Annotated in this window: 19 protein-coding genes and 1 pseudogene; 6 read left to right on the top strand and 14 right to left on the bottom strand. The window is 62.2% G+C overall.

Going from position 1 to position 26,137, the window contains the following annotated elements:
- Positions 1-435 precede the first annotated feature (435 nt).
- A complete protein-coding gene (locus tag ABR948_RS07140; protein WP_428115106.1) occupies positions 436-726 on the top strand; it encodes a hypothetical protein in 291 nt (96 codons plus the stop codon).
- 123 nt (positions 727-849) lie between these two features.
- Here the strand turns inward: ABR948_RS07140 and ABR948_RS07135 are convergent, their stop codons facing one another.
- From ABR948_RS07135 to ABR948_RS07120, 4 genes are all read right to left on the bottom strand, one after another.
- On the bottom strand, positions 850-1,461 hold the full coding sequence (locus ABR948_RS07135; protein WP_428115103.1) for a hypothetical protein: 612 nt from the start codon (positions 1,459-1,461) through the stop codon (positions 850-852).
- Positions 1,451-2,338, bottom strand: a complete 888-nt coding sequence (locus tag ABR948_RS07130; RefSeq protein WP_428115101.1) for an MbnB/TglH/ChrH family RiPP precursor modification enzyme — start codon at positions 2,336-2,338, stop codon at positions 1,451-1,453. The genes ABR948_RS07135 and ABR948_RS07130 overlap by 11 nt, the downstream gene beginning before the upstream one ends.
- 24 nt (positions 2,339-2,362) lie before the next feature.
- Complete coding sequence (locus ABR948_RS07125) at positions 2,363-2,593, bottom strand: hypothetical protein (protein ID WP_428115098.1); 231 nt, start codon at positions 2,591-2,593, stop codon at positions 2,363-2,365.
- Between the two features lie 252 nt (positions 2,594-2,845).
- The gene (locus ABR948_RS07120; protein ID WP_428115096.1) at positions 2,846-3,328 is read right to left on the bottom strand and encodes a hypothetical protein; all 483 of its coding nucleotides are present in this window, start codon (positions 3,326-3,328) and stop codon (positions 2,846-2,848) included.
- A gap of 320 nt (positions 3,329-3,648) precedes the next feature.
- On the opposite strand from ABR948_RS07120, the gene ABR948_RS07115 reads away from it, so the two are divergent.
- Complete coding sequence (locus ABR948_RS07115; RefSeq protein ID WP_428115093.1) at positions 3,649-3,867, top strand: DUF6496 domain-containing protein; 219 nt, start codon at positions 3,649-3,651, stop codon at positions 3,865-3,867.
- A gap of 227 nt (positions 3,868-4,094) precedes the next feature.
- Positions 4,095-6,725, top strand: coding sequence for a DNA ligase D (gene ligD, locus ABR948_RS07110; RefSeq protein ID WP_428115091.1), 2,631 nt, complete (start codon positions 4,095-4,097; stop codon positions 6,723-6,725).
- A 138-nt stretch (positions 6,726-6,863) separates the two neighbouring features.
- On the opposite strand, the gene ABR948_RS07105 is transcribed toward ligD, so the two are convergent.
- Positions 6,864-7,028 carry a DUF3309 family protein gene (locus tag ABR948_RS07105; protein ID WP_079564563.1) on the bottom strand — a complete coding sequence of 55 codons (165 nt, stop codon included), beginning with the start codon at positions 7,026-7,028 and terminating at the stop codon, positions 6,864-6,866.
- Between the two features lie 164 nt (positions 7,029-7,192).
- Here ABR948_RS07105 and ABR948_RS07100 point away from each other — a divergent pair, with 164 nt between their 5' ends.
- Complete coding sequence (locus tag ABR948_RS07100) at positions 7,193-7,504, top strand: polyhydroxyalkanoic acid system family protein (RefSeq protein WP_428115087.1); 312 nt, start codon at positions 7,193-7,195, stop codon at positions 7,502-7,504.
- A 14-nt stretch (positions 7,505-7,518) separates the two neighbouring features.
- Here the strand turns inward: ABR948_RS07100 and treY are convergent, their stop codons facing one another.
- The 5 genes from treY to treS are packed head-to-tail and all read right to left on the bottom strand — an operon-like array spanning position 7,519 to position 19,598.
- The gene (gene treY, locus ABR948_RS07095; protein WP_428115085.1) at positions 7,519-10,311 is read right to left on the bottom strand and encodes a malto-oligosyltrehalose synthase; all 2,793 of its coding nucleotides are present in this window, start codon (positions 10,309-10,311) and stop codon (positions 7,519-7,521) included.
- Positions 10,311-12,077 (bottom strand): malto-oligosyltrehalose trehalohydrolase, encoded by a 1,767-nt coding sequence (treZ, locus tag ABR948_RS07090; protein ID WP_428115082.1) that lies wholly within the window; start codon positions 12,075-12,077, stop codon positions 10,311-10,313. Before treZ ends, treY begins: the two co-directional genes overlap by 1 nt.
- On the bottom strand, positions 12,074-14,149 hold the full coding sequence (gene glgX, locus ABR948_RS07085) for a glycogen debranching protein GlgX (protein WP_428115079.1): 2,076 nt from the start codon (positions 14,147-14,149) through the stop codon (positions 12,074-12,076). The genes treZ and glgX overlap by 4 nt, the downstream gene beginning before the upstream one ends.
- A 2-nt stretch (positions 14,150-14,151) precedes the next feature.
- A complete protein-coding gene (gene glgB / locus ABR948_RS07080) occupies positions 14,152-16,299 on the bottom strand; it encodes a 1,4-alpha-glucan branching protein GlgB (protein ID WP_428115077.1) in 2,148 nt (715 codons plus the stop codon).
- Positions 16,296-19,598, bottom strand: a complete 3,303-nt coding sequence (treS, locus tag ABR948_RS07075) for a maltose alpha-D-glucosyltransferase (protein ID WP_428115075.1) — start codon at positions 19,596-19,598, stop codon at positions 16,296-16,298. The genes glgB and treS overlap by 4 nt, the downstream gene beginning before the upstream one ends.
- 304 nt (positions 19,599-19,902) lie before the next feature.
- Here treS and malQ point away from each other — a divergent pair, with 304 nt between their 5' ends.
- Both malQ and ABR948_RS07065 read left to right on the top strand, forming a co-directional pair.
- Positions 19,903-21,861 carry a 4-alpha-glucanotransferase gene (gene malQ, locus ABR948_RS07070; RefSeq protein WP_428115073.1) on the top strand — a complete coding sequence of 653 codons (1,959 nt, stop codon included), beginning with the start codon at positions 19,903-19,905 and terminating at the stop codon, positions 21,859-21,861.
- Between the two features lie 30 nt (positions 21,862-21,891).
- Positions 21,892-23,694 (top strand): glycoside hydrolase family 15 protein, encoded by a 1,803-nt coding sequence (locus tag ABR948_RS07065; protein WP_428115070.1) that lies wholly within the window; start codon positions 21,892-21,894, stop codon positions 23,692-23,694.
- Positions 23,695-23,840: 146 nt separating this feature from the next.
- Here the strand turns inward: ABR948_RS07065 and ABR948_RS07060 are convergent, their stop codons facing one another.
- The 4 genes and pseudogenes from ABR948_RS07060 to ABR948_RS07045 all read right to left on the bottom strand — a co-directional run.
- Entirely contained in the window at positions 23,841-24,653 is an 813-nt protein-coding gene (locus ABR948_RS07060; RefSeq protein WP_428115068.1) for a Cof-type HAD-IIB family hydrolase, read from the bottom strand.
- Positions 24,650-25,168, bottom strand: coding sequence for a gluconokinase (locus tag ABR948_RS07055; protein ID WP_428115124.1), 519 nt, complete (start codon positions 25,166-25,168; stop codon positions 24,650-24,652). Before ABR948_RS07055 ends, ABR948_RS07060 begins: the two co-directional genes overlap by 4 nt.
- Before the next feature lie 31 nt (positions 25,169-25,199).
- A complete protein-coding gene (gene pgl, locus ABR948_RS07050; RefSeq protein WP_428115065.1) occupies positions 25,200-25,946 on the bottom strand; it encodes a 6-phosphogluconolactonase in 747 nt (248 codons plus the stop codon).
- A gap of 2 nt (positions 25,947-25,948) precedes the next feature.
- Positions 25,949-26,137 (bottom strand): annotated as a pseudogene (locus ABR948_RS07045) (glucose-6-phosphate dehydrogenase); the annotation flags it as partial.

Here is a 26,137-nt window from a genome sequence, read left to right as displayed (position 1 = left end):
GCTGCGGAGATGGCGCTGCAGAGACATCCAATCCGCAGGAGATCGACGCCACCAGGGTTTCGGTGCCAAAGCATTTCGGGCATTCGAAAGTCCGCGAATCGAAACCGGGTCTTTCAGGCTCGATGATCCGCAACGCCATCGTTTCTCCGCATTTTTGGCATCGAGGGCCCTTGATCCGCTCCACGAACATTGCCGTTTCCCCCTGTCAGTTTTGCTCGACGATTGTCGCGTGTCGAGGCGCACCAACCAATGGAACCGCTTTGCGCAAATCCTATGTTCGCAAGGTGACGGATGTTTGGAAAGTCGATGGTTGCACAGCGATCGCCAGGTAAATGAGTTTTTGAAAATGAAATTTGCGAAATGTTTGCCGCGCACCGGAACTGAATCACATGCCCGAGGTTTCGAGTAATCCTGTAACCAACGGAGACATCCCTGATGCAATCCAAATTTGCCAAACTTGCAATCTCTGCTCTTGTCGTGACCTCGCTGTTCGGCTCGACGCTCATGGCGTCTGCTCAAAGTCAAACCGCGCCCGGCGCGTCCAATGACGGAACCGTCAGTCCCGGCGCTTCCTCCGGCAAGAAAACGCAACATGAAAAAGGCATGACCACAGGGTCGAGCACGCGCAGCGGGGCCAACAAGGGCGGCGCAGCTAGTCCGTCCGATCAAGATAACGCCGGTTCCGGCGCCGATAACATGGCTGCTCCGAAGGGCGGCAGCAGGTAAAGCGGCCGCAGGTATCGATATTCCTTTCGAGGGACGGATGCTCCCTGACGGATGCTCCTTCGAGAGCAAAGGCCCCGGAGCAATCCGGGGTCTTACTTTTATGCCGCGTCCGATAAGCCTGCATCAGACCGGAATGGGATCAATCTCAAGTCCCGCTTCGCTCAGGCGAACCCGGGTTGGAAAGACCCCGGAAGGCAAACCGGACGGGGGAGCGGCATGACGGTTCAACGGCGCCAATAGCTCGTCGGGCGGGTGCCGGAATTCGACGATCGCCTCGAGCGCAGACTCCGCGTCAGCGCATGTTTCGAAGCGAAGCGCCAGGTCACGGCATGTCAGTTCATAGGCGAAAATCTCGGAGAGGTATTCAACGGCCAGCTCGCTTTGGCTGAGCTTTTTGGCAATGAATGCGGCGAAGGCGTCTTCTTCGCCAAACAGCTGGTAGTTGTCCGGCTTGCGCCGTTCCCAGAGCTCATCGAGCAACCGGGGAAGCAACGGCTTGAGCAGGGTACATGTCTTCGGGAAGGCGCCCACGATCAACTCGAGGCGATTGCCGCGCGCCAGGGAACAGTTCATCGCCATGCCGGGTTGACGCGAAATCTCCAGCAGACGATTCCGTTCGCGTTCATTGAGCTTGTACCGGTCGAGGACAGCGGACTCGCCGCGGCGCATGGCGCGCCATGAATCCGGCGCGAGCGTAAGATCGACGATAGCCTGCTGAAATTCCCTAAGCGACATGGGGCACCGCCATCTCGCTTTGGCTGAAATTTCGCAGGATAGCGCGCGTCCGGTCGATCTGCTCTCGAAAACCCTCTTCGCCCATCCTGCCGAACGACGAATCATGGAATTCGAACGTGACCCCGCGCAGATTGCTGGCACGCGGCACGACATACTCCAGCAAGTTCCAGACGTCTTCGAGTACCGGCCCGTTGTGGGAATCCGCGTGGAATCCCATCATGGGGGAGCCGCCGGCGATATGGATCTCCCTGACATGATCGAGGTCGAGGTCGTCAATGTAGTCTCTGGCCGCCAAACCATGGTTCACCGCGTTGGTGTAGACGTTGTGCAGGTCGAGCAGAACGCCGCATCCGGAGCGAACGCAGAGTCGATTGAGGAACTCCTCTTCCTTCAAGTCCTGATCCGGATAGCTGATGTAGTAGACGCTGTTCTCCAGCAGGAACGGGCAGGCAAGCCTGTCAGTGAAGAAACGAACGCGTGGAACCAGCAGTTCCAGCATTTCCAGGTCGTAAGCAACCGGCAAGGGAATCGCGGAGTTCACCTCGTGCCCCGAGCCGACACGCGAAAAGGAAAGGTGCTCGCTGATCCAGGGCGAATTCAAACGCGCCGCCCACGCCATCAAATTGTCGGCAAACTCCTCGTCGAAAATATCCGCGCTGCAGATCGACAAGCCGATCGAGTGCAGGACGATCGGCAATTCATTCGCCGCCTGCTCCAGCCAACGGTGTTGCCGGGGCACCTGCTGAAACCGTCCGGGGACGTTGCGTCCCCGATCGCGCCAGACGCGATCGGGGATGACGGCCAGATAATCGAGCGTGCGGGTCAGGCGGTCGCCAATCCGGTGAAGGCTCGGATTGAAGAGCGCGCCGACCAGCACACGTCGAGATTCGCCGTTCACCTGTTAGTTTTCCACGGTGATGGATTCGCCGAACGCCTCGACGACGGCAACGTCGATCCCGGACTTGCAGGTCAGGCATTCGCGAATGCCTCCGGCGCGATAGACCGAGGCGTTCGAGTACACGGACCGGAGCATGGTTCCGATTTGCTCGGGAGTGGCTTTGCTGTCGATAGCGACCTGGACCAGCGGTTTGCCCCCTTGTCCGGATTTCACAACTCGCACTTCGGCTTTCATAGGCTTTCTCCTCTCCGATCCGCGAATGCGCGGCAGCTTCAGTCGACATCGACGAGGCGCCTGAGGATCAGGGCGTCCCCGATGACCACGACGAAAGTCGCGCACATCCTTTAGGTTGTCTGTGAAGTATTTCACACCGAGGTGCCGCGATCCCGCTATCACCGCAATGTGAGAACGCGTCGCCTTATGCGGTAAGACGTTTGAGCGTTTTCGCCGCTGACCTATCAAGCATGCCGAGGATGTCTTCGTTGTTCATCCGTAGTGTTCGCCGTTGTGGGATAAGTGCACCGACGCCGTTTTTTTCCGCATGCGCCTGGAGAAAAAATTCTCCTGCGGGATCAACGTGATTCCACCTGTCCAGTCCTGCTCCAAAAAATAAATCCCTTCGCGCCTGCCCCAAATCACTTCCATAATTTCCGCCATCCCGTCCCACTTGAGGGGCGTTTCGCGATCGTCACGGACGTTGGTGCGGGAAGCGGTGGACACGGTGGCGCCTTTGACGAACGGCGCTGACGTGGACGGCGAAGTCGTGTGGTCCTGACGCCTCGACGCTGGCGTCAAGTCGGTGGAATAGGTTTCCGCCGGCGACGGTGACAACAAAGCCCGATCACCGGGGAGAGCACGAAGGAAACCGTTAAAACCATTGCGTGCGGGAATGCCGGGTGAACCGGTGTATCCGTGGTGACTAACGCGCGTGTTACTTTCTACACGCGCGGCTGCGGGTGCATCGAGCACCCGGCATTCCCCACGCCCTTTGTTTTCGGGGCGAGAGATTCACGCATGACTTCGGGCGCATTGCGCTGCGGGAGGGCGGAGTCATGTTCCTCGGTCGTCATGCCCCGCTTCAAGCGGGGCATCCAGTACGCCGTGACGTCTCGTATATGCACGAACGGCCTCTGGAATACTGGATCGCCCGGTCAAGCCGGGCGACGACGTCAGAATAGGCTCTTTGAAAATTGAATCGGAAGCCCCTGGCCTAGCCAGTGACGAGGCCCGGTCTCACGGGAACCATCTCCAGCGGCCAAGATTATTTTCCCGCAACCGGGAGAACCATCATGGCACGGAAATATTCGAAACAAGCCTCCGCTGATGTCGAGCGGGTGATGAAAAAGCGCAAGGCCGGGACTCTGAAGAACGGCCGGTCCGGCCGCAAGGTCACCAGCCGCAAGCAGGCGATTGCGATCGGTCTTTCCGAGGCCAGGGCGGCGGGACTGAAAGTCCCCAGGAAGACCGCGAAAAGAAAGACCGTCAAGAAGCGCAAGGCGAAGAAATAGCTGAGATCGTCATTGCGAGGAGCAAAGCGACGAAGCAATCCATATCCATTGTGACGTCCTCGGCTATGGATTGCTTCGCGGAGCCTGTCATGGGGCGGGCATTCGCCCGACCCGTTGGCTCGCAATGACGCTCTCGGTTCGCCTTGCGGGTTCGTTCGCCAGGGCATTACAATCGCCGGGATGTTTTAATGCGTAGCCCCGATGCTTCCCCGGGACGGGATTTGATCGTGTCTTTAAAAAGCCTCTCCGATTACCGGAAGAAACGCGATTTCGAAAAGACCGCGGAGCCCAGCGGCGACGCCAAGGTGGCGCCGTCGACGCGGCGGCGGTTTGTGATCCAGAAGCATGATGCGACCAGGCTGCATTATGATTTGCGGCTCGAATTCGACGGCGTCTTCAAATCCTGGGCGGTCACCCGCGGCCCCTCGCTCGATCCACACGACAAGCGGCTGGCGGTGGAGGTGGAAGATCATCCGCTCGACTACGGCGATTTCGAAGGCACCATTCCCGAGGGCCAGTATGGCGGCGGCACCGTGCAGCTCTGGGATCGCGGCTATTGGGAATCCGATGACCCGGAAAAAGGCTTCAAGAAGGGCGATCTGAAGTTCACGCTGCACGGCGAAAAGCTCGGTGGCGGCTGGGTACTGGTGCGCATGCGCCACGACCGCGACGGCGGCAAACGCACCAACTGGCTCCTGATCAAGCACCGCGATGAATTTGCCAAAGAAGGCAAAGCCAACACGATTCTGGACGCCGATCAGTCCGTCGCATCCGGGCGGACCATGGCGCAGATCGCCGCGGGCAAGGGCAAAGCGCCGAAGCCGTTCATGACGGCCAAATCCAGTGCGGTGAAAGCCGACGCGGTGTGGAATTCAAACCGTGGCGATGCCGCGGACGCGCGCGCCGCAAACAAGCACAGGAAATCCGCGCCCTCTCCATCACAGAAAGCCAAGAAGGTCGCGGCGCTGCCGGACTTCATTGCACCGCAGCTCTGTACCCCGGTCGATCGCCCGCCCAGTGCCGAGGGATGGTGCCATGAGATCAAATTCGACGGCTACCGCGTGCAATTGCGCGTCGAGCGCGGCAAGGCTGTTTTGAAGACCCGCAAAGGTCTGGACTGGACCGACAAGTTCGGCGCCATCGCCAGGGAAGCCAGCGCGCTGCCCGATGGGCTGATCGATGGCGAGATCGTCGCGCTCGACGCCAATGGCACGCCGGACTTTTCCAGCCTGCAGGCCGCGCTTGCCGACGGCAAGACCGACGATCTCATTTTCTACGCGTTCGATCTGTTGTTCGCCGATGCAATGGATCTTCGTGCGCTGCCGCTTGTCGAACGCAAGGCACAATTGCAGCAGCTGCTCGAGGCGCGATCCAAGGGCAAATCAAAACTGATCCGCTATGTCGCACATTTCGAGGGGGACGGTGACGCCGTGCTGCAATCGGCGCTCAAGCTGTCGCTGGAGGGGATCGTCTCCAAGAAGCTGAGCTCACCCTATCGTTCCGGCCGCTCCGAGAACTGGACCAAGACGAAGTGCCGCCCCGGACATGAGGTCGTGCTGGGCGGATGGAAAACCACCCACGGCAAATTCCGCTCGCTGATGGCGGGCGTCATGCGCGGCGATCATCTGGCCTTTGTCGGGCTGGTCGGCACTGGATTCGGGCAGGACAAGGTCAGGCGCCTGATGCCGTTGCTGAAGGCAGCGGCTTCGGACACGAGCCCGTTCGGCGGCAAGGATGCACCGGCCAAAACCCGTGACGTGCATTGGCTGAAGCCCAAACTCGTCGCCGAAATCGAATTCGCCGGCTGGACTGATGGCGGCAATATCCGGCAGGCCGCGTTCAAGGGGCTGCGCCAGGACAAGCCGGCGGGCGAGGTAAAGGCGGAGAAGCCGGCCATGACCAGATCAGCGAACCCCACCGGCAAGGCGCCGTCAAAGCCGTCCGCGGGCAACTCCGCCGAAGTGATGGGCGTGGTGATCTCCAAGCCCGAAAAGGCGCTGTGGCCCGATGGCGGTGACGGCGCAAGCGTGACCAAGCTCGATCTGGCCCGCTATTTCGAAGCGGTGGGCGACTGGACGATCGACCATCTGAAGGGGCGGCCGTGTTCGGTGGTGCGCGCGCCTGATGGTATCGGCGGCGAGATTTTCTTTCAGCGCCATGCGATGACGGGCACGTCGAAGCTATTGACGCTCGTCAAAGTCTCCGGCGATCGCAAGCCCTATCTGCAGATCGATCGCGTCGAGGGTTTGGCCGCGGTGGCGCAGAGCGGTGGCGTCGAACTGCATCCGTGGAATTGCGTGCCGGATGCGCCGGATATTCCGGGGCGGCTGGTGTTCGACCTCGATCCGGCGCCGGAGGTCGCGTTTTCTGAAGTCGTCGAGGCAGCGAAGGATATGCGCCAGCATCTCGCCGACCTTGGCCTGGAGAGCTTCTGCAAGACCACGGGCGGCAAGGGACTCCATGTGGTGACGCCGCTGGCGCATGGCGCCAAGGACAGGGTGACGTGGAAGGAGGCCAAAGCGTTTGCGCAAGGCGTTTGCCAGTGGATGGCTGATGAAAATCCCGAGCGCTATCTGCTCAACATGTCGAAGAAGCTGCGCCAGGGAAAGATCTTCCTGGATTATCTGCGCAACGACCGCATGGCGACCGCGGTCGCGGTGCTGTCGCCACGGGCGCGCGCAGGCGCCACCGTCTCGATGCCGCTGACATGGGCGCAGGTACGCGGCGATCTCGACCCGAAGCGCTACACCGTTCGCACCGTGCCGCCGCTGCTCGCCAAAACCAAGGCGTGGGACGGTTATGACGGCGCGGCGTCATCGATCAAGGCTGCGATCAGGAAGCTGGATGCGCGGAAATGAGGATGGGAAAAACGGTCGTCATACTCCGCGAAAGCGGAGTATCCAGTATTCCGCAGCACTTGAAATTTGATATCGCCAGCGCGGCGTACTGGATCACCCGCTTTCGCGGGTGATGACGGCTCAAAGTTGGAGCGAAGTTTACAATCTTCCCAGCAACAGCAGTATCAGCAGGATCACGACCACAAGGCCCAGTCCGCCGCCGCCATAATATCCGGTGCCGTAGAACGGTCCGCCGCCGATGCCGCTGAAGCCGCCAAGCAATGCAATCACGAGAATAATAAGAATGATCGTTCCAATGGACATCTAACGTCTCCTCCAGCCGGGCAGTCGGCACCTGTTGCGCTGCCATCGGCTGGAAAAACAAACGGGAACCCATAAGGTTCCATTTTCAGGCGGCCATTGACTTGGTCTCTACTGTTGCCCGGCCAATGCGGAATTATATGCGTTGCACCAGGAGATATCGAATTATGTCCGCACCTCTCATCGTTTCGATTCCGCATCGCCTTGGCCGCGAAGAGGCGACCCGCCGGCTCAAGGCGGGATTGACGCGCGCCGCCGCCAGCATGCCGGTGCTGAAAGTCGACGAGGAGAGATGGGAGGGCGATCGCATGGTGTTTCGCGTGCGCGCGCTGGGGCAGCCGGCGTCGGGCCATCTTGATATTGCGGACGATCACGTCCGGCTGGAGGTCACGCTGCCGTGGCTGTTGCAGCGATTTGCAGAAGTAGCGCAGGTCGCGATCAGGAATCGCGGCCACCTGCTGCTGACCAAACGGAGCTGAAACCTTATCGTGCGTCAGACCCGCGGGCGTTTACGCGCCGGCTTCGCGGCGCCGGCAACTCTGGCCTTCAACACCGCGACCGGCAGATGGCGAAACAGGGCGGAAAGGGGCACCGCATAGGTCTCGCTGGGGAGACCATGCACGGCATAGCCGTTCAGGTTCAGCGTCGCGTCGAAGGCTTCCGCCCGGGGCCAGACCCGGCCGCCTTGCGAAAACGGGACGAAGGATTTTGCGACGACCGTGATCGCGGCGTTGCGGCCTCGGCGGCGGATGAAGGCGATGATGTGATCGCGGTGCGGTCCGCTGACTTCAAGAGGTTCGTAATCGCCGCGCGCGAACACCTCGGCCAGTTCAGTGCGCAGTTTCAGCAGATGGCGGGTCCAGGCCAGCTTGATATGGCCGTCCGGCCAGTGCTGGGCGAGGTCTTGCCAGTCGGGCTTCTCGATCGACGCCAGCACGGCTGCGCGGTTGGCAAAATCCACCGGCCGCCGGTTGTCGGGATCGACCAGCGACAGGTCCCAGAATTCCGTGCCCTGGTAGAAGTCGGGCATGCCCGGCATCGTGGCCTTCAGCGTGATCTGGCCGAGCGAATTCAGCGCGCCCAGCAGCGCGACACGCTGCGCCATATTTTCCAGCGAGGCGACGAATTCGGCGGAAATCGAGCGGTCCAGAATCCGTGCGATGAAGGTTTGCAGGCCGGCCTCGTAGGCTTCGTCGGGATTGAGCCAGCTGGTTTCCTGCTTGCCCTCGCGCGCCGCCTTCACCGCATAGGCCTGCATCCGTTCACAAAGCGCGTCATCGTGTTGGCCGAGCGGCCAGGCGCCGAGCAGTGCCTGATACAGCATATATTCGGACGTCGCGGAGGGCGCGCGCATGCCGCCTTCGATGACGAGGTGCGGCGCGTTGAGAATCTTCCACCGTGCCACGGCGCTGGTCCATTCGCCGGGAATCTCGGTCAGCGCCATCAACCGGGCGCGGGCATCCTCGCCGCGTTTGGTGTCGTGCGTCGCGGTCGCCGTCATGCCATGCGGCCAATCGCTGGCGCGAATGGTCATGGCCGCGTGAAAGGCATTGATGGAAAGTGCCGGTGCCGACGGGTCGCCGCCGACCTCGTTGAGGGCGAGCAGGCGGTGGTAGCGATAGAACGCCGTGTCCTCCAGCGACTTCGCCATCAGAGGACCGGTAAACTGTTGCACCTTCAGCGCGAAGCGCCGCACCCGAGGCGGGCTGTGCAGCGCGCGCTCCGGCTTGATCAAGTCCATCGTCAACGTATCGCGCAGAAAATCGAAAATCCCCTCGTCGGCTGCGAACCAGTCGGCGCGCGCCTGTTCGATGGTTTCGATGATCAACGCACGGTCATTGCTGGAAGCACCGGCTTGCGAAAGATAGGTCCGATAGATCGGAAAATGCAGGACATAGAGTTCAAGTGCCTGCCGCAGGCTGTCGGCGGCAAAGTCGCGCGTGGAGTAATGACCCGCGGCAATGCGCGCGAGCAGCCGTGCCAGCACCGTGAATTCGCTGGTCAGCAGTGTCTCGAGAACCCTGCGTTTGGCGTCCATCAAGACCGGCGCCAGTTTGGGCGACGTATTGCTGATCTGCCGCCAGATCTCGTCGAGCGGCTCCAGCCCCTTGCCGTCAATCAGCACCCTGGTGATGGTATTCAGCCATTCGTAACCGGTGGTGCCGTGGACGCCGGTGAAGCGATGCAGGTCTTCATGGTCGCCGAGAATCTTCTCGACCACCACGTAGAACGTCTTTTTGGTGTTGCCCTGTGCGTCGCGGATCAGACGGCGCAGCCGCTGGAAATATTGCACGGGATCGCGCAGGCCGTCGATGTGATCGAGCCGCAACCCTTGAAGCCTGCCTTCCGCGATCAGCCTTCTGACCAGGCGATGCGCGGCATTGAACGTGCCGGCGTCCTCGACCCGCAATCCCGCCAGCGTATTGACGTCAAAGAAGCGCCGGTAGTTGATGTCGCTGGAGGCGAGACGCCAGTGGCCAAGCCTGTAGTGCTGGCGTTCGAGCAGATGGTGCAGCGAAAGCGTCTGGGCGGCGCGCTCCGGGCCGGCCCGATAGGCGGCGAGCCCGCGCGCGATCAGGTCGGCGCTCCCGGCGATGTCTTTGATCTCAACCTTGAAGGCAGGCGCTTCCTTTCGATTGGGATGACGCAATCCCTTGTAGCGCGACGCGAGTTCGAGAATCCGTTTGCCCGCATCGCTGTTCTCCGCTCCGGCTTCCTTCGCTATGGCGCGGAGAATCTCGCTGTAACGCTCGGGTGCGATCGGCAGGCGATGTTCGAAATACCAGGCCGAAAAGCTGCCTTCGCTGGCGTCGTAGCGCAGTTCGATCTCGCCCTTTTCCAGTGCCTGTCCGTAGGACGAGCCGATGATCGGCAGCAGCACTCCGCCGCGAGCGCGATACGGCAGCAGCTCCCAGTCAATGTCGAAGGACACCGCGTGTGGCGAGGCCTCGCCCCATTCCAGCACGTCAAGCCACCAGGGATTGTCCGCGAAATGCACGCCGACATGATTGGGAACGAAATCGAGAATGAGACCGAGGTCGTGCTGCCGCAGCGCCTCACTCAACCGATCGAAGCCGGCATCGCCGCCGAGTTCCGGATTGATCCTGGTGTGGTCAACCACGTCATAGCCGTGGCTGCTGCCCTTGCGGGCCTTCATGAAGGGCGAGGCATAGAGATGCGTGATGCCGAGTGCCTTCAGATAGGGAACAATGGCGGTCGCGGCGTCGAAATCGAAGTCGGCGGTGAGTTGCAGGCGGTAGGTCGCGATCGGAATGACTGGCGGCATCAGCGCGCGTCCAGACGCCAAAACACCGTCCATGGTCGCACGATGTCGCCGGGCGTGCCGCCCCAGATCAGGGAGCCGGCTGTTTCACCTGGCTTGTGGGCTATCGCGGTATTCGACAGGTTCGCCGTCAGCTTGAGCGTTGCGCCATCGCGCAGATGCCAGCTCGCGGTCAAGAGGCCGTTGTCCGCGGCGCGCGCATCGCCGAAGCGGGCGCCCGCCAGCCTTGGAACGATCTCGCGCGCGCGGATCGAAAGCAGTTCGCGCACCAGCGCCAGCCGCTTGCGTCCAGCCCCTTCGTTGCGCGATTCCCAATCCAGAACGGCGGATTGAAACGTCGATGGCGCCAGCGGATCGGGAACGTCGTCGCCATATTTGGCATAGGCCCAGGCGTATTCCCGGCGCCGGCCGGTGCGAACGGCCTGTGCGAGATCGCCCGTGAAATCGCAGAAGAACGGAAACGGTGCCTTCGAGCCCCATTCTTCGCCCATGAACAGCATCGGGATCGCCGGCGCCAGCAGGGTAATCGCCAGCGCGGCCTCGATCGCCTCGGTACTTGCGGTGCCTTCGAGCCGGTCGCCGAGGGCGCGGTTTCCGATCTGGTCGTGGTTCTGCAGAAAATTGACGAAGGCGGTGGGCGCGAGCCCGCCGCTGGGTTCGCCGCGCAATTGACCATCTCGATGGGCCGACGCCTCACCTTGATAGACAAAGCCGGAGCCCAGGGCCCGCGCGATGTCATGCAGCGGCGAGCGCGCAAAGTCGCGGTAATAGCCCTGGGTCTCGCCGGTCAAGAGCACGTGCCAGGCGTGATGATAGTCATCGTTCCACTGCGCCCGATATTTGCCGCGCGGCGGGTTCTGCTCGGCATCGAGTACGCTGACGCGGTTGTCGTCGTTCTCGAGCACCAGATGAATATGACGGCCGGTCGCCGCGGCAAGATCCCCCACCGCGGCGCTGAGATCGTGCAGCATCGAGATTTCACCGAGTTCGGCGATGGTATGCACCGCGTCGAGCCGCAGCCCGTCAAAGCGGTACTCGTTCAACCAGTACAGCGCATTCTCGATCGCGAAGGCGCGAACCTGCGCCACCCGGTAATCGATCGCGCTGCCCCACGGGGTCTGCGCCTGCGTAAAGAAACCCGGCGCGTAACGGCCGAGGTAATTTCCTTCGGGGCCGAAGTGATTATAGACCACGTCGAGAAACACCATCAGCCCGCGCAGATGAGCTTCGTCGATCAGCGCCTTGAGATCGTCGGGACGCCCATAGGCGCTGTCGGGCGCATACCACAGCACGCCATCATAGCCCCAATTGCGCGCGCCGGCGAAATCCGCCAGCGGAAGCAATTCCAGCGCGGTGATGCCGGTCGCCACCAGATGATCGAGCCGATCGATCATGGCCCGGTAGGTACCTTCCTGCGTGAATGCGCCGACATGGGTTTCGATCACGACGGTTTCCTGCCATGGGCGTCCGCGCCAGTCCGCCGCGCGCCACCGATAGCTCGCGTGATCGATCACCTCGCCCGGGCCCGAGACGTCATCAGGCTGAAACGCCGAGGCCGGATCGGGAACATCGATCTCGCCGTCGATCCGGAATTTGTAGCGTGCGCCGGCCCTGGTGCCGGAGATGTCGGCGGAAAACCAGCCGTCCTCGCCGCGCCGCAACGGATAAGGTTTGTCCAGCAGCAGATCGACGCGTTTTGCCGCCGGCGCCCACAACCTAAATGATGCGCCGTCCGCGGTCAGCGTTGCGCCGAAATGCCGTTCATTCATGTCGATCCCGAAAAGGCCAGCACCGAGCGGGGAGGCGCTTTGGCCTCGCTTCCCGATGCGAAATTCGCCACGGTTTGCTTAACGTCGGCGGTGTTCAATAGTTGCTGCCAGCTTTTGTATTCCGGCATTTTCGGCAGTTTGAACGTGATCGCTTCGGGGGCGGCGTTCAGGACGATGAAGATCGGCGGCTGTCCATGCTCGATCGGCCCCAGCACATAGGCCAGGAACCGGCCTTCGGGGAATTTCCAGTCCTGCTCCTTCATGTCATCACCTGACGGCGTCAGCCACAACACGCCGTAGGATCCGTCGGCGCGCCGCCCGTCGAGCCAGCGGCGGGCACGGATTTGCGGAAAGCGCCTGCGCAGGTCGGTCATGTGGCCGATGAAATCGGTGAGGTCGTCGCCTTCGCGGTTGAGGCCCTCCCAGCCGACCCAGCCGGTTTCGTTGTCCTGGCAATAGGCGTTGTTGTTGCCGTTCTGGGTGTTGCCGACCTCATCGCCGGCCAGAATCAGCGGCAGGCCCTGCGCCAGCAGCAGACACGCCAGCTGGTTCTTCCGCAGCTGACGGCGCAGCGCTGTAATAGCGGCGTCATCGGTCGGGCCTTCATGGCCGCAATTGTTGCTGTGGTTGTCGTTGGCGCCGTCGCGATTATCTTCGCCATTGGCCTCGTTGTGCTTGGCGTTGTAGCTGAACAGATCCGCCAGCGTGAAGCCGTCATGCACGGTGATGTGGTTGATGCTGGCCCGTGGAACGCGGCCGTCATGGTTGAACAGATCGGACGAGCCGGTCATGCGGCTGGATACTTCGCCGATCAGGCTGCCTTCGCCGCTCCAGTAGCGCCGCATGGCGCTGCGATAACGGTCGTTCCACTCCGACCATTGCGACGGAAAGCCGCCGACCTGATAACCGCCCATGCCGAGGTCCCACGGTTCAGCGACCAGCTTCACCGACGACAGCACCGGATCTTGCCGGACCGCGGTCAGGAATGCGGTATTGCGGTCGAAGCCGTTCGGTCCGCGCGCCAGTGTCGTCGCCAGATCGAACCGGAAGCCATCGACGTGACAGACCTCGACCCAATAGCGCAGTGAATCCATCACCATCTGCAGGACGCGCGGATGGGACAGATTGACCGAGCTGCCGCAGCCGGTGAAATCGTCGTAAAATCGCGGATTGTCCGGCTTCAGCCAGTAATAGGAGGCGTTGTCGATGCCACGGAACGACAGCGTCGGGCCCATATGGTTGCCCTCGGCGGTGTGATTATAGACGACATCGAGCATCACCTCGATGCCGGCATCGTGCAGCCGTGCCACCGTGGTGCGAAAGGCGTCGAGCGGGTTGTCCTGCGCATAGCGCGGCTCCGGCGCGAAAAAGGACAGGGTATTGTAGCCCCAGTAGTTCGACAGCTTCTTTTCGACCAGCGTGCGGTCATCGACCAGGCCGTGGATCGGCAACAGCTCGATGGTAGTGACCCCGAGCCGCCTGAGATGTTCGATCATCGCCGGCGAGGACAGGCCGCCATAGGTGCCGCGCAGTCCGGGCGGCACGTCGTCGCGTTTCTGGGTTAGGCCCTTGACGTGCGCCTCATAGATAATGGTGTCTTCCCAGGGGATATTGGGGCGCATTTCGCGGCGTCCCCAGTTGAAGGTCTCGTCGACGACGACGGCCTTCGGCATGCCACGGGCATTGTCGCGCCGGTCGAACGAGAGGTCCTCGCGCGCGCTGCCGGTACGGTAGGCGAAATGGGCATCGCTCCATACCAGCCGCCCGGCAAGCCGCCTGGCATAGGGATCAAGCAGAAGCTTGTTGGCGTTGAAACGGTGGCCGTGCTCGGGTTCATACGGCCCATGCACGCGATAGCCGTAGAGCTGTCCGGGCGAGACGTCGTTCAGATAACCGTGCCAGACATCTTCGGTGCGTTCGGGCAGTTCGATGCGTTCGAGTTCGCGACGTCCCTGACTGTCGAACAAACAGAGCTCGACCTTTTGCGCATTGGCGGAAAACAGCGCAAAATTGGTACCGCGGCCGTCCCAGCTTGCACCGAGGCGTGAGGACGATCCGGCCGACAGTCGCATGCTCAACCTTCCGGTACGAGAAATATCGCCGCCAGAGGCGGGATGGTGAGATTGAGCTCGGGCACCAAACCATCAAGGGTATGGACTTCGCCGACATTGCCGACATTGCTGCCGCCGTAATGCGCGGAGTCCGAATTGAGAACCTCGCGCCATTTGCCGGCGAGCGGCGCCTTGACGCGGTAATTGTAATAGACGTTCGGCGAGAAATTGACCACGACGAGACAGCGCGCGCGGGCATCCCTGCCGTTACGGAGCCAGGCGAACACATTGCCGCCGGCGTCGTCGGTCACGACCCACTCGAAACCGGCTTGATCGCAATCGAGCTCATGCAGCGCCGGCAGCGCGCGATAGAGTTCGTTCAGATCGCGGATCAGCGTCTGGATCCCGGCGTGCTTTTTCTGGTCGAGCAGATGCCAGTCGAGCGAGCGATCGTGATTCCATTCGCGCTCCTGGCCGAATTCGCAGCCCATGAACATCAGCTTCTTGCCGGGATGGCCGAACATGAAGGCGTAATAGGCGCGCAGATTGGCAAAGCGTTGCCAGTCGTCGCCGGGCATCCGCCCCAGGATCGAGCGTTTGCCATGGACAACCTCGTCATGCGACAGCGGCAGGATGAAGTTTTCCGAAAACGCGTAGTGCAGGCCGAACAGGATGTCGCCGTGATGAAATCTGCGGTGGATCGGATCCTTGCTGATGTAGTTCAGCGTGTCGTGCATCCAGCCCATATTCCATTTGTAGCCAAAGCCGAGCCCGCCAAATTCGACCGGGCGCGACACCTGCGGCCATGCGGTCGACTCTTCGGCGGCTGTCGTGGCCTGCGGAAAGCGCGCGAACACTTCAGTGTTGAAGCGGCGCAGGAAATCGATGGCATCGAGATTTTCCCGGCCGCCAAGTCTGTTCGGGACCCAGCCTCCGGCGGGGCGGCTATAGTCGAGATAGAGCATCGAGGCGACGGCATCGACCCGCAGTCCGTCGATGCCGTAACGCTCCAGCCAGAACAGCGCGTTCGATACCAGGAAATTGACGATTTCGGTACGGCCGTAATTATAGACCAGTGTGCCCCAGTCGAGATGCCGGCCCTGCAGCGGATTGGCGTGCTCGTAGAATGAAGTGCCGTCGAAATTGCCGAGGCCATGCGGGTCGTCCGGAAAATGCCCGGGGACCCAATCCAGCAGCACGCCGAGACCTTCGCGATGACAGGCGTCGACCAGCGCAGAAAAATCCTGCGGCGTTCCGAACCGGCTGGTGGGCGCGTACAGGCCGGTCGGCTGATAGCCCCATGAGCCGTCGAAGGGATGTTCGTTGACCGGCAGAAATTCCACATGGGTAAAGCCGAGGTCCCTGGCATAACGGGGAAGCTGCTCGGCGAGATCGCGATAGGTCAGCCACTCATTGTGGCCCTTGCGCCGCCACGAACCGAGATGAACTTCATAGATCGACATCGGCGCGCTCAGCGCGTTGACATTGGCGGGGGCGGCACGTGGATGCGGCAGCTTTGTCTCATCGAGAACAATGGACGCGGTGTTCGGGCGGATCTCCGCGGCGAAGGCGAACGGATCGGACTTCAGCGGCAAATGCTGGCCCTGCGGTCCGATAATATCGAATTTGTAATGATCGCCTGCGGTGGCATGGGGCACGAACAATTCCCAATAGCCGACGCCGCGGACCCGCATCGGATGTCGCCGCGCATTCCAGAAATTGAAATCGCCGACCACGCTGACCCGCCGCGCGTTGGGGGCGAGCACGACGAACGCCACCCCAGCGACGCCGTCCAGCGTCATCGGATGCGCGCCAAGCTTGTCGTAGAGCCGCTGATGGGTGCCTTCGCCCAGCAGATAGAGGTCGAAGTCGGTCAGAACAGGCGGAAAACGGTAGGGGTCGTCGAGATCGACCACGGTCTCGCCGAAGCGGGCGCGCAACTGATAGCGCCTGGAGCCGTTCGGAAGCGCGCCAGCGAACAGTCCGTCATCGTGAATGCGCGCCAGCACCGCCGCTTCGCCATGCTCGTCGATGGCGTCGACCTTCGAGGCCTCCGGCAGGAACGCGCGCACCACGGTCTTGTCGCCCTCGGTATGAAGGCCGAGATAATGAAACGGATCCGGATGGCGGCCTTCCACGATCGCATAGGCCTCCGCAGAAAGTTTGGTCATGAGGCCTCATGGGGACGCGGCGACAACAGGCGAAGCATTCCGTTCAGTGGGACACGCAGCCATTCAGGCCTGTGGGACAACTCGTATTCGACCTCGGTGAGCGTTTTTTCAAGCAGAAAGAAATTCAGCATCCGGTCGGCGGCCTGTGGATCGGCGGGCCATAGACGCGTATTTGTCATGATTTCGCGATAGGCGGCAAGAAATGCCGCGGCCGCGCGATCGCGCCATTCCGCGAGGGCCGTGCCAAGCCTGCCGTGTTCATCCGGTGCCAGCTTGAGCGCGCGCTCCAGCGCGTCTGTCGCCGAATAGTCGATCGACCGGATCAGGCCGGCGACATCGCGCGCCGCGGGTGCCTTGCGCCGCCGCTCGTCGAGTGGCCGGCGGGATTCGCCCTCGAAGCCAATAATGAAGATATCGTCCTTGACGATCAGCATCCGGCTGAGATCGAAGTTGCCGTGATGGCGGATGTTGAGGCCGTCGATGTCAGGTGGAAGCAGCGCCTTCAGGCGGTCGTACAAGGCGCCGCGCTGAGCCAGCGCCTGATCAGCGAGCGGACGATCGGCCTCCCTGATCGCGCCGCGCTGCTGTTCCAGCGCGTCGAAGACGCGGCCCGCGAGGGAGGCTGTATCTTCGATCCATTGCTGCACGTCCGCGGGCCGGGTCGGCTCCGGAGCGAAATCGGCCAATTCGCGAGTGCCGGCCAAAGCGAGGTGCATTTCGGCGACGCGTCGGCCGGCTTGCGCCATGTAACGCAGATAGGGGGTCTGCTCGTCGCTTTCGCCGGTTTGCTCGCTGGCGGCCAACAGGCGCTGCTCCTCGACGAAGCGGTCGAGATAGGCGGAGGTCACGGCCCAGCCGTCGCCCTGATTTTCAACAAAGGCATGCACGATCGCGATGGCGCTTTTGGTATTGCCCTCGACCAGTTCCACGCTGCCGAGCATGGCGGGCGTATTGGCAAAGTCCGCGACGTCGGTCAGAAACCGGCCGATCTCGATGGCGGGATTGATGCCGGACTGAAGCTTGCGGTAAAGCCTGAAGACATAGTCGTTATCCACCACCGCGGTGCTGCTGCATGGCTCGGTCTCAATGACGCGGATGCGCTCGGGTTCCTTGACCAGCCGGCCGGAGAATTTGCTGGTCGGTCTGAATTCAAGGCGCACATTGCTTTCTTCGACGGTCAGGTTTTCGCGCAGGTTGCGCAGCAGCAGCGCGATGAAGATCCGGTCGGTCGCAACGTCCAGCAGCGTGCCTTCGCGCGCGCCCTGACGCACCGCGGCCAATGCGTTGGGATTGTAGCGCTCGCGATCGAAGCGCATCCACTCGATCTGCATCGGCAATACGTAGCGCGTGGTCACGCCCCGCTCCGTCGCTTCAAAGAAGGTCAGCCAGGGCCGGTTGTCGCCAATGTCGCAAAACGGAATGGCCGAGATCAGGGTTGGATGAATGGCCTCCGCCGACCGCTGCGGATACCAGCGGGTCCGCGCCAGATGCCCGGGCAGGACATCGCGTTCGAACACGCTGCGGGTGCGGGCCAGCGACACCCAGGTCGCGCCGAGCGGTACCACGAGGGTTTCGAATTCCGGGACGATGGAAGGGGCGACGGGATCCGATTTGTCGCGCTCGCGGAGCTGAAACCAGTAGAAGCCATACGGCGCCAGCGTGATCATATAGGGCAGTTCGCCGATCGCCGGGAAGCGGGTGCGGCCCAGCATTTCCAGGGGAATGCGGTCCTTCCAGGCCGAAAGATCGAGCTCAGTGGCCTGCGCGGAGCGTGACAGGTTGGCGACGCAGAGAATGACCTCCTCGCCAAGCTTGCGGACGTAGGCGAGCACCGCCCGATTGACCGGGCGGATGAAGGTCATGCTGCCGCGGCCGAACGCCAGGGTCGATTTGCGAACCGAAATCAGCCGTTTGGTGGCGCTCAGCAGGGAAGAAAGGCTGCGCGACTGCGCCTCGACATTGACCGACTCGTAGCCGTAGACCGGGTCCATGATGGTGGGGGCATAAAGCCGCGCGGGATCGGCGCGGGAGAACCCGCCATTGCGGTCCGGCGACCATTGCATCGGCGTGCGCACGCCATTGCGGTCGCCGAGATAGATATTGTCGCCCATGCCGATTTCGTCGCCGTAATAGATGATCGGCGTGCCCGGAAACGACAGCAGCAGCGAGTTCATCAGCTCGATCTTGCGCCGGTCGTTGTCCATCAGCGGCGCCAGCCGGCGACGGATGCCGACATTGATGCGCGCGCGCGGATCGTTGGCATAGGTCGACCACAGATAGTCGCGCTCGACGTCGGTGACCATTTCCAGCGTCAGTTCGTCATGGTTGCGCAGGAACAGCGCCCACTGGCAATTGGCGGGGATATCCGGCGTCTGGCGCAGGATGTCGGTGATGGGAAAGCGATCCTCCTGGGCGATCGCCATGTAGATCCGCGGCATCAGCGGGAAGTGATAGGCCATGTGGCATTCGTCGCCGCGGCCGAAATATTCCTGGACATCCTCCGGCCATTGATTGGCTTCCGCCAGCAGCACCTTGCCCTTGGCGTAGGCGTCGAGCTCGGCGCGCAGCTTTCTGATGATGGCGTGGGTCTCCGGCAGATTCTCGTTATTGGTGCCGTCGCGCTCGCACAGATAGGGAATGGCATCGAGACGAAAGCCGTCGACGCCGGTATCGAGCCAGCGCTTCATGACCTGGACCAGCGCGCTGACCACGCGCGGATTGTCGAAATTCAGGTCGGGCTGGTGCGAGAAGAAGCGATGCCAGTAGAAGGCGCTGGCCTCGGTATCCCAGGTCCAGTTGGATTTCTCGGTATCGGTGAAGATGATCCGTGTGCCCTGATATTTCTGGTCGGTGTCGCTCCAGACATACCAGTTGCGCGCGCTCGATTTCGGATCGCTGCGGCGGGCGCGCTTGAACCAGTCGTGCTGGTCGGAGGTGTGGTTGATGACGAGTTCGGTAATGACCCGCAAGCCGCGACGCTTGGCCTCGACGATGAAGCGGCGGAAGTCCTTCATGGTCCCGAAATCGGGATTGATGGCGCCGTAGTCGGCGATGTCGTAGCCGTCGTCCCGGCCGGGCGATGGATAGAACGGCAGCAGCCACAAAGCGGTGACGCCGAGTTCCTGCAGATAGCCGAGTTTCTCGGTCAATCCGGCGAAATCGCCGATGCCGTCATTGTTGCTGTCGGCGAAGGCTTTGACATGGAGCTGATAGATGATGGCGTCCTTGTACCAAAGCGCGTCGCCGTCCAGCGCGGTGGCCGGCAGCTCCTTGGCATCGATGGACGACATCAGGTTCATGGGGCTCCTCACGCCAGACAGTGAAAGAGCAGGGCGGGGTTATAATCAATATGCATAGTAGCGCCGGCTACGGCGCTCTCGACAGTTTGAATTGTTTTGTTCACGGTGATGCCATCGACATGGAAACGACGTCCCATTTCGTTTGCGCGAAAGGAGACGCTCTGGACATATATAGAAAGCCGTTCGCCGGGCATTGGTTCCCGGGGAACACCGGGGACGCCGAACAGTTAAACAAGGCTATCCTCTTCCTGCATCTATGGAATTTGCGACGATCCCCCATCGTTGCCTGCAAACAGCGTGCCGAATGGACCTTTTCACCAGAGCCAAAGACTTGGGAATCCAGACCGAATTCGTGGACGGTCAGGGTCACCGCCATGTGACGGATGCCGTGGCGCTGAAAATCATTCTCGATGCCCTGCCGGAGCGGGTGCCGTACCGGTTTCTCGATGAGGCGGTGGTGGTCAGGTCCGGCCAGCCGTCGTGGACCAGGCTCAAAGAGGCTGCCACGTTGCCGCTGCGCTGGAAAATCGCTTCGGGGGCCAAGGTTATCGCGGCGGCAGAGACCGGCAATCGCACGATTGTCTGGCCGACGGATCTGCCGGAGGGGTCGTACCGGCTGCATCTGACCGACGCCGCCTCCTTCACGGAAGAGGCGCCTTTGATCGTCGCGCCGCCAAAGGCGTTCGGCGGCGATTTCGCGCGGAGCTGGCTGGTCGCGGTGCAGCTTTACGGGGTCCGCTCGAGCCGCAATTGGGGAATCGGGGACTTCACCGATCTCGAAGGGCTGATCCGGCTCGCCGGCCAATGGGGGGCCGATGGCATCGGCCTTAATCCGCTGCACGCTCTATTCGACGATCGGCCTGCCGACTGCAGCCCCTATTCGCCGAACAGCCGGTTGTTTCTCAATGCGCTCTATATTGATGTCGAGAGAATTCCCGAATTCCAGCCCGCCATTCTCGCCGGAAAAGGCGATACCATCGTCCGGCTGCGAGCGGGCGACAGGGTCGATTATACCGGCGTCGCCGAACTGAAATGGAAGGCGCTGCGCGCGGCTTTCGAGGCGTTCCGGACGCATCCGGCGCCCGGACGGATGCAGGATTTCGAGGCATTTCGCACCGAGCGCGCGCCGCTGTTGTCGCGGTTCGCCTGCTTTGAGGCGCTCCGGCACACCTTCAACAGACCGTGGTGGGAATGGCCGGAGCCATGGCGGCAGCCTGACGAGGGTAATTGCGCGGCCCTGCGGCAGGGGCCGGATGCCGCGGAAATCGAATTCGTCGAATTCGTGCAATGGACGGCCGACCGGCAATTGCGGGCCTGCAAGGAGCTTGCGGTCAAGCTCGGTATGAAGGTCGGACTTTATCTTGACGTTGCCGTCGGGGTGCAGTCCGACGGGTTCGATGCCTGGAATGAGCAGGCGGCGATTTCCCGTCATCTCGCGGTCGGCGCGCCGCCGGACCCGTTGAATACCGCCGGCCAGAACTGGGGTCTGGCTGGCTTCAATGCCGCCGGCCTGGAGCTCAAATCCTTCGAGCCGTATCGGGAGATGCTGCGGGCTTCGATGCGCCACGCCGGCGCGATCAGGCTCGATCATGTGCTGGGCCTGAAGCGGCTTTATCTGGTGCCGCACGGCTTTGCCGCCAACAACGGTGTCTATGTGCAGATGCCGTTCGAGGCGCTGCTGGCGGCGACCGCGCAGGAAAGCGTGGCGCATCGATGCGTGGTCATCGGCGAGGATCTCGGCACCGTGCCGGAAGGCTTTCGCGAGAAAATGGCGGACTGGGGCATCTGGTCCTATCAGGTGATGATGTTCGAGCGCGACGATCACGGCGCGTTCCGCGATGTCGATCACTATGCAACCAACGCCCTCGTCACCTTCAACACCCACGATCTGTCGACCTATGCCGGTTGGCGCTCGTTCAGCGATCTGAAACTCAAGCGCTCGCTCGGGATCGATCCCGGCGAAAGCGACGACGCCCGGTGGCATGCGTTGGCGATGCTGGGCGACGTATTGCGTCGTCAGGCCATCGACCGTCATGATCTCTACGCGGTGGCGGCTTTTCTGGCGCGGACCGGGTCGCGCCTGCTGGCGATCTCGCTGGAGGATCTGCTTGAAGTGGTCGACCAGCCCAATATTCCCGGTACCGTGAATGAGCATCCGAACTGGCGGCAGCGGCTGCCGCTGGCGCTCGACAAGATCGCTGCCGCGATCGACGTTGCCGCCCTCAAGGCCGCGACGGCGGAACGGACGCGCGCCGCGAACTGACGCGCCGGTACTTTGAGCGGTGATAAAAAATTGTCCTGCAGAATCGAAGACTATGGATTGATCGGCGACTGCGAGACCGCGGCATTGGTCGGCCGCGACGGCTCGATCGACTGGCTGTGCTGGCCGGCGTTCGATTCGGAAGCCTGCTTCGCGGCATTGCTCGGCACGCCCAAAAACGGCCGATGGCTGATCGCCCCCGGCGAAGGCGTCATCAAATGCTCGCGCCGTTACCGGGACAATACGCTGATCCTGGAAACGCGCTTTGAGACCGCGGGCGGCATCGTCGCCGTCATCGATTTCATGCCGCCGCGCGGCGAAGCCTCCGACATCGTCCGGCTGGTGCGCGGCGTCCGCGGACGGGTGCGCTTGCGGATGGAGCTCGTCATTCGTTTCGGGTTTGGCGCGGATATTCCCTGGGTCAAGCGCACCGAGGACGGCGCGCTGCTGGCGATTTGCGGACCGGACATGACGGTGCTGCGGACGCCGGTCGAGACCCGCGGCGAGGACATGACCACGGTGGCCGAGTTCGAAGTGAATGAAGAAGAGACCATCCCCTTCGTGCTCACCTACGGTCCCTCGCATCTGCCGGTGCCCGAGCCCATCAACCCTGCGCAGGCCTTGCAGGACACCGAGGATTTCTGGACCGAATGGTGCGGCCATTGCACCAATCAGGGTGACCATCCCGAGCTGGTGATGCGATCGCTGATCACGCTGAAGGCGCTGACTTATGCGCCGACCGGAGGCATTGTCGCGGCGCCCACGACCTCGCTGCCGGAGAAGCTGGGAGGGGCCCGCAACTGGGACTACCGGTTTTGCTGGCTGCGTGACGCCACCTTCACCCTGCTGGCGCTGATGAACTCCGGCTACACCGACGAAGCCTCCGCCTGGCACAATTGGCTGTTGCGCGCGGTGGCGGGATCGCCCGCCAATATGCAGATCATGTACGGCGTCATGGGCCAGCGGCGCCTGCTGGAATGGGAAGCGAACTGGTTGCCCGGCTACGAAGGCGCGCGGCCGGTTCGGGTCGGCAATGCCGCCCATGCCCAGCTGCAGCTCGATGTCTACGGCGAATTGATCGATGCGTTTCATCAGTCGCGCGTCGCCGAATTGAAACTCGATGCCGGGACGTGGGACCTCGAATGCACGGTGCTCGATCATCTGGCCGAAGTGTGGAACCAGCCCGATAACGGCATCTGGGAACGGCGCGGCGACGGCGCGCATTACGTGTCGTCGAAAGTGATGACGTGGGTCGCGTTCGATCGCGGCATCAAGAGCGCCGAAAAATTCGGCTTCAAGGCGCCGCTCGAGCGCTGGCGGCGCCTGCGCGATGAAATCCATCGCGAGGTCTGCGACAAGGGCTTTGATCGCGCGCTGAATTCTTTCGTCATGTCCTACGGCTCGCCATGGCTCGATGCCAGCATCCTGTTGTTGCCGTCGGTCGGTTTCCTTCCCGCCTCCGATCCGCGCGTCCGCGGCACGCTCGCGGCGATCGAACAACACATGATGCGCGACGGATTCGTACTGCGGCACGACCCGCGCGAAATCTCGGATGAAACGCAGCCGATCGAAGGCGCGTTCCTCGCCTGCACGCTGTGGCTTGCCGATGCCTTTGTATTGGCCGGCGAGATCGCCAAGGCGCAGGCATTGTTCGACCGCGTGGTCGCGGTCGCGAACGATCTGGGGTTGCTGGCGGAGGAATTCGATTCCGGCGCCGGCCGCCAGACCGGCAATTTCCCGCAGGCGCTGACGCATATCGCGCTGATCAATACCGCGCATAATCTCAACGATGCGAAGCAGTCGGTGGATAAGCCGGCGATGCAGCGGTCGAAGTAGCGGCAGGAAATAAACTATCGTCGTCCCGGCGAACGCCGGGACCCATAACCCCCGAATTCGATTGTTAGCACAAGGCATCTGCTACAGCGCCTCAACGCGAGGCCACGGCGTATGGGTCTCGGCGTTCGCCGGGACGACGAGCGGACTTACCCCGCTCCATTCCCCTTCAAAATCATCTCCATCGCGCCGGCAAAACCTTCATTCTCATTTGACGCCGTGACATGGGTCGCCACTTTCTTGACGTCGTCGGTGGCATTGCCCATCGCGAAGGAAAGTCCGCTGTTGCGGAACATCGCCAGATCGTTCTGCATGTCGCCGATGGTGGCGACGGCGTCGGTTGCAATGCCGAGGCGTTTGGCCATCGCCTGCACGAAGGTACCCTTGTCGCAGCCGGGCGGGGTGACATCGAGGTAATAGGTTTGCGAGCGCACCGCGGTCGCCTCCGCGCCCAGCGCCTTTTGCATGGCGGCTTCGCAGCGTTGCAGCAGGGCCGCGTCCGCGCTTGAGCCGACGATCTTGCAGGCGGCTGAAAGATAGGGCGTGAAATCCGCGACGATGGTCGGATCGGACCGGCTGGCGCGCTTTTCGTTCGGGACATACTCGCCGTTACCGTTGCGGGTGAGCCACAGATCGTTGGTGAACAGCCAGATATCGACCCCGAATTCGTTCAGCAGGTCGAGGCAGCGATGCACCGCGGGCAAGGGAATTAGATGCTGTTCGATCGGCTCAAGTTGCGGATCGACGATCGAACTGCCGTTGAAAGCCCCGATCGGCAGCGTGATTTGCAGCGGCTCGATCAGAAACCCCATGCCGATCGTGGGCCGGCTGGAGGTGATGGTGAAGCCGATGCCGGCCTCGTGCAGCCGCCGCACCGCGGCTTTCGCGGCCTCGGTCAGGATTTTGTCCTTGGTCAGGAGTGTGCCGTCGACGTCCGAGACAACGAGGTCGATGCGGGTCATGTGCGGTTCCTGCGCGGCGTGCTGCTGGCACCGGGTCTTAGCCCGATTTGGCTAATGGTGTCATCGACGATTTCCTCGACCGAAGCGTCAATCGACACGGTCACGGGATTTTCATCCATGCCGGGCGGCTCCAGGGTTTTGAACTGGCTGGCGAGCAGTCCCGGCGGCATGAAATGGCCTTTGCGCTGGGCGAGGCGGCCCGCGATCAATTGCTGCGTGCCGTTGAGATAGACGATGCGAACGTCGCTCCGTCCATGCACCAGCACGTCGCGATAGCTGCGCTTCAGCGCCGAGCAGGCGATTACGGCGTGTTCGCCAGACTTGCAAACCCGGTCGATCTCATTGGCGATGGCTTGCAGCCACGGCCAGCGGTCTTCGTCGGTCAGGGGATGGCCGGCGCTCATCTTGGCGACATTGCCCGCGGGATGAAACCGGTCGCCATCCTCGTAGGTCCAGCTCAGGCGCTGCGCCAATTTTTCCGCAATGGTGCTTTTGCCTGAGCCGGAGACGCCCATCACGATCAGCGCGCATGGCATTTCGGGAGTGTCACCGCTCACGGGAATTCGCCGGAAGCGCGGCTTGATCCACCAGCCAGATGGTCTCGCCGGTGGATCGCGCGCGGTTGGCCGGCAGGTTCTCGCCATCGAGCACGCGGGTCAGGATCGCGCGCTTGTCGGCGCCGCCGATCTCGAACAGCATTTCACGGCAGGAGCCGAGAACGGGCAAGGTCAGCGTCACCCGTGGCACAAACGGCTCGACATGCGCCTGCGGCACGCCGACCACCCAGCGCCTTGTCTCCTCGACGGCGGGATAGCCCGGAAACAGCGACGCGGTATGGCCGTCGGGCCCGACGCCCATCAGCACCATGTCGAACAAGGGTTTGGCGGGCCCCAACGCGTCGGCCCCATAGAACGATTGCAACTCGCGCTCATAAAGCCGCGCGGCCGCGTCGGGATCGGCAGCGCCGGTCGGAATCGGATGGATGTTGGCCGGCGGCGCGAAGCGATCGAGAAATATCTGCCGCGCCACGCCCATATTGTGGAGGGGATTATCAGCGGGGACGAAGCGCTCGTCGCCGATGAACCAGTGCACGCGACCCCAGGGGATCTGGCTTCGATAGGTTTCGGTCGCGAGCAGCTGATAGAGTTTTTTCGGGCTCGATCCGCCGGTCAGGCAGATCGCCACGCGGCCGCTGTTCGCGCCAATCCTTGCCAGCACCCGGTCCGCGGCGGTTTGCGCAAGCGCCGCCGGATCGGCGACCGTGATGACCTCGCGTGGATCGCCGGCGGCCATGGTCAGGTCAGCTTCCGCCAGTTTCGGCCGTCGCGTTCCATCAAGGCGTTGGCCTCTTCGGGTCCTTCACTGCCGGGTTCGTAAACCTTCAGCCCCTTGGCGCCGGCCTTCTTCCAGGCATCGAGGAATGGTTGCACCGCCTGCCAGCCGGCTTCCACGCTGTCAGCGCGCTGAAACAGGATGTTGTCGCC

This window comes from Bradyrhizobium sp., assembly GCF_050014615.1.
Classification (GTDB): domain Bacteria; phylum Pseudomonadota; class Alphaproteobacteria; order Rhizobiales; family Xanthobacteraceae; genus Bradyrhizobium.
Note: the sequence above shows the minus strand (reverse complement) of the source record. Positions and strands in the feature narration are given on the sequence as shown.

Coding starts and splice junctions, on each gene's coding strand:
- treY (WP_428115085.1), bottom strand. CDS start 10,311: ATGCCGCCAGTCATTCCGATCGCGACCTACCGCCTGCAACTCACCGCC.
- treS (WP_428115075.1), bottom strand. CDS start 19,598: ATGAACCTGATGTCGTCCATCGATGCCAAGGAGCTGCCGGCCACCGCG.
- treZ (WP_428115082.1), bottom strand. CDS start 12,077: ATGAATGAACGGCATTTCGGCGCAACGCTGACCGCGGACGGCGCATCA.
- glgX (WP_428115079.1), bottom strand. CDS start 14,149: ATGCGACTGTCGGCCGGATCGTCCTCACGCCTCGGTGCAAGCTGGGAC.
- ABR948_RS07115 (WP_428115093.1), top strand. CDS start 3,649: ATGGCACGGAAATATTCGAAACAAGCCTCCGCTGATGTCGAGCGGGTG.
- ABR948_RS07140 (WP_428115106.1), top strand. CDS start 436: ATGCAATCCAAATTTGCCAAACTTGCAATCTCTGCTCTTGTCGTGACC.
- ABR948_RS07060 (WP_428115068.1), bottom strand. CDS start 24,653: ATGACCCGCATCGACCTCGTTGTCTCGGACGTCGACGGCACACTCCTG.
- malQ (WP_428115073.1), top strand. CDS start 19,903: ATGGACCTTTTCACCAGAGCCAAAGACTTGGGAATCCAGACCGAATTC.
- ABR948_RS07055 (WP_428115124.1), bottom strand. CDS start 25,168: ATGGGCGTCTCCGGCTCAGGCAAAAGCACCATTGCGGAAAAATTGGCG.
- ABR948_RS07100 (WP_428115087.1), top strand. CDS start 7,193: ATGTCCGCACCTCTCATCGTTTCGATTCCGCATCGCCTTGGCCGCGAA.
- ABR948_RS07135 (WP_428115103.1), bottom strand. CDS start 1,461: ATGTCGCTTAGGGAATTTCAGCAGGCTATCGTCGATCTTACGCTCGCG.
- ABR948_RS07125 (WP_428115098.1), bottom strand. CDS start 2,593: ATGAAAGCCGAAGTGCGAGTTGTGAAATCCGGACAAGGGGGCAAACCG.
- glgB (WP_428115077.1), bottom strand. CDS start 16,299: ATGACCAAACTTTCTGCGGAGGCCTATGCGATCGTGGAAGGCCGCCAT.
- pgl (WP_428115065.1), bottom strand. CDS start 25,946: ATGGCCGCCGGCGATCCACGCGAGGTCATCACGGTCGCCGATCCGGCG.
- ABR948_RS07105 (WP_079564563.1), bottom strand. CDS start 7,028: ATGTCCATTGGAACGATCATTCTTATTATTCTCGTGATTGCATTGCTT.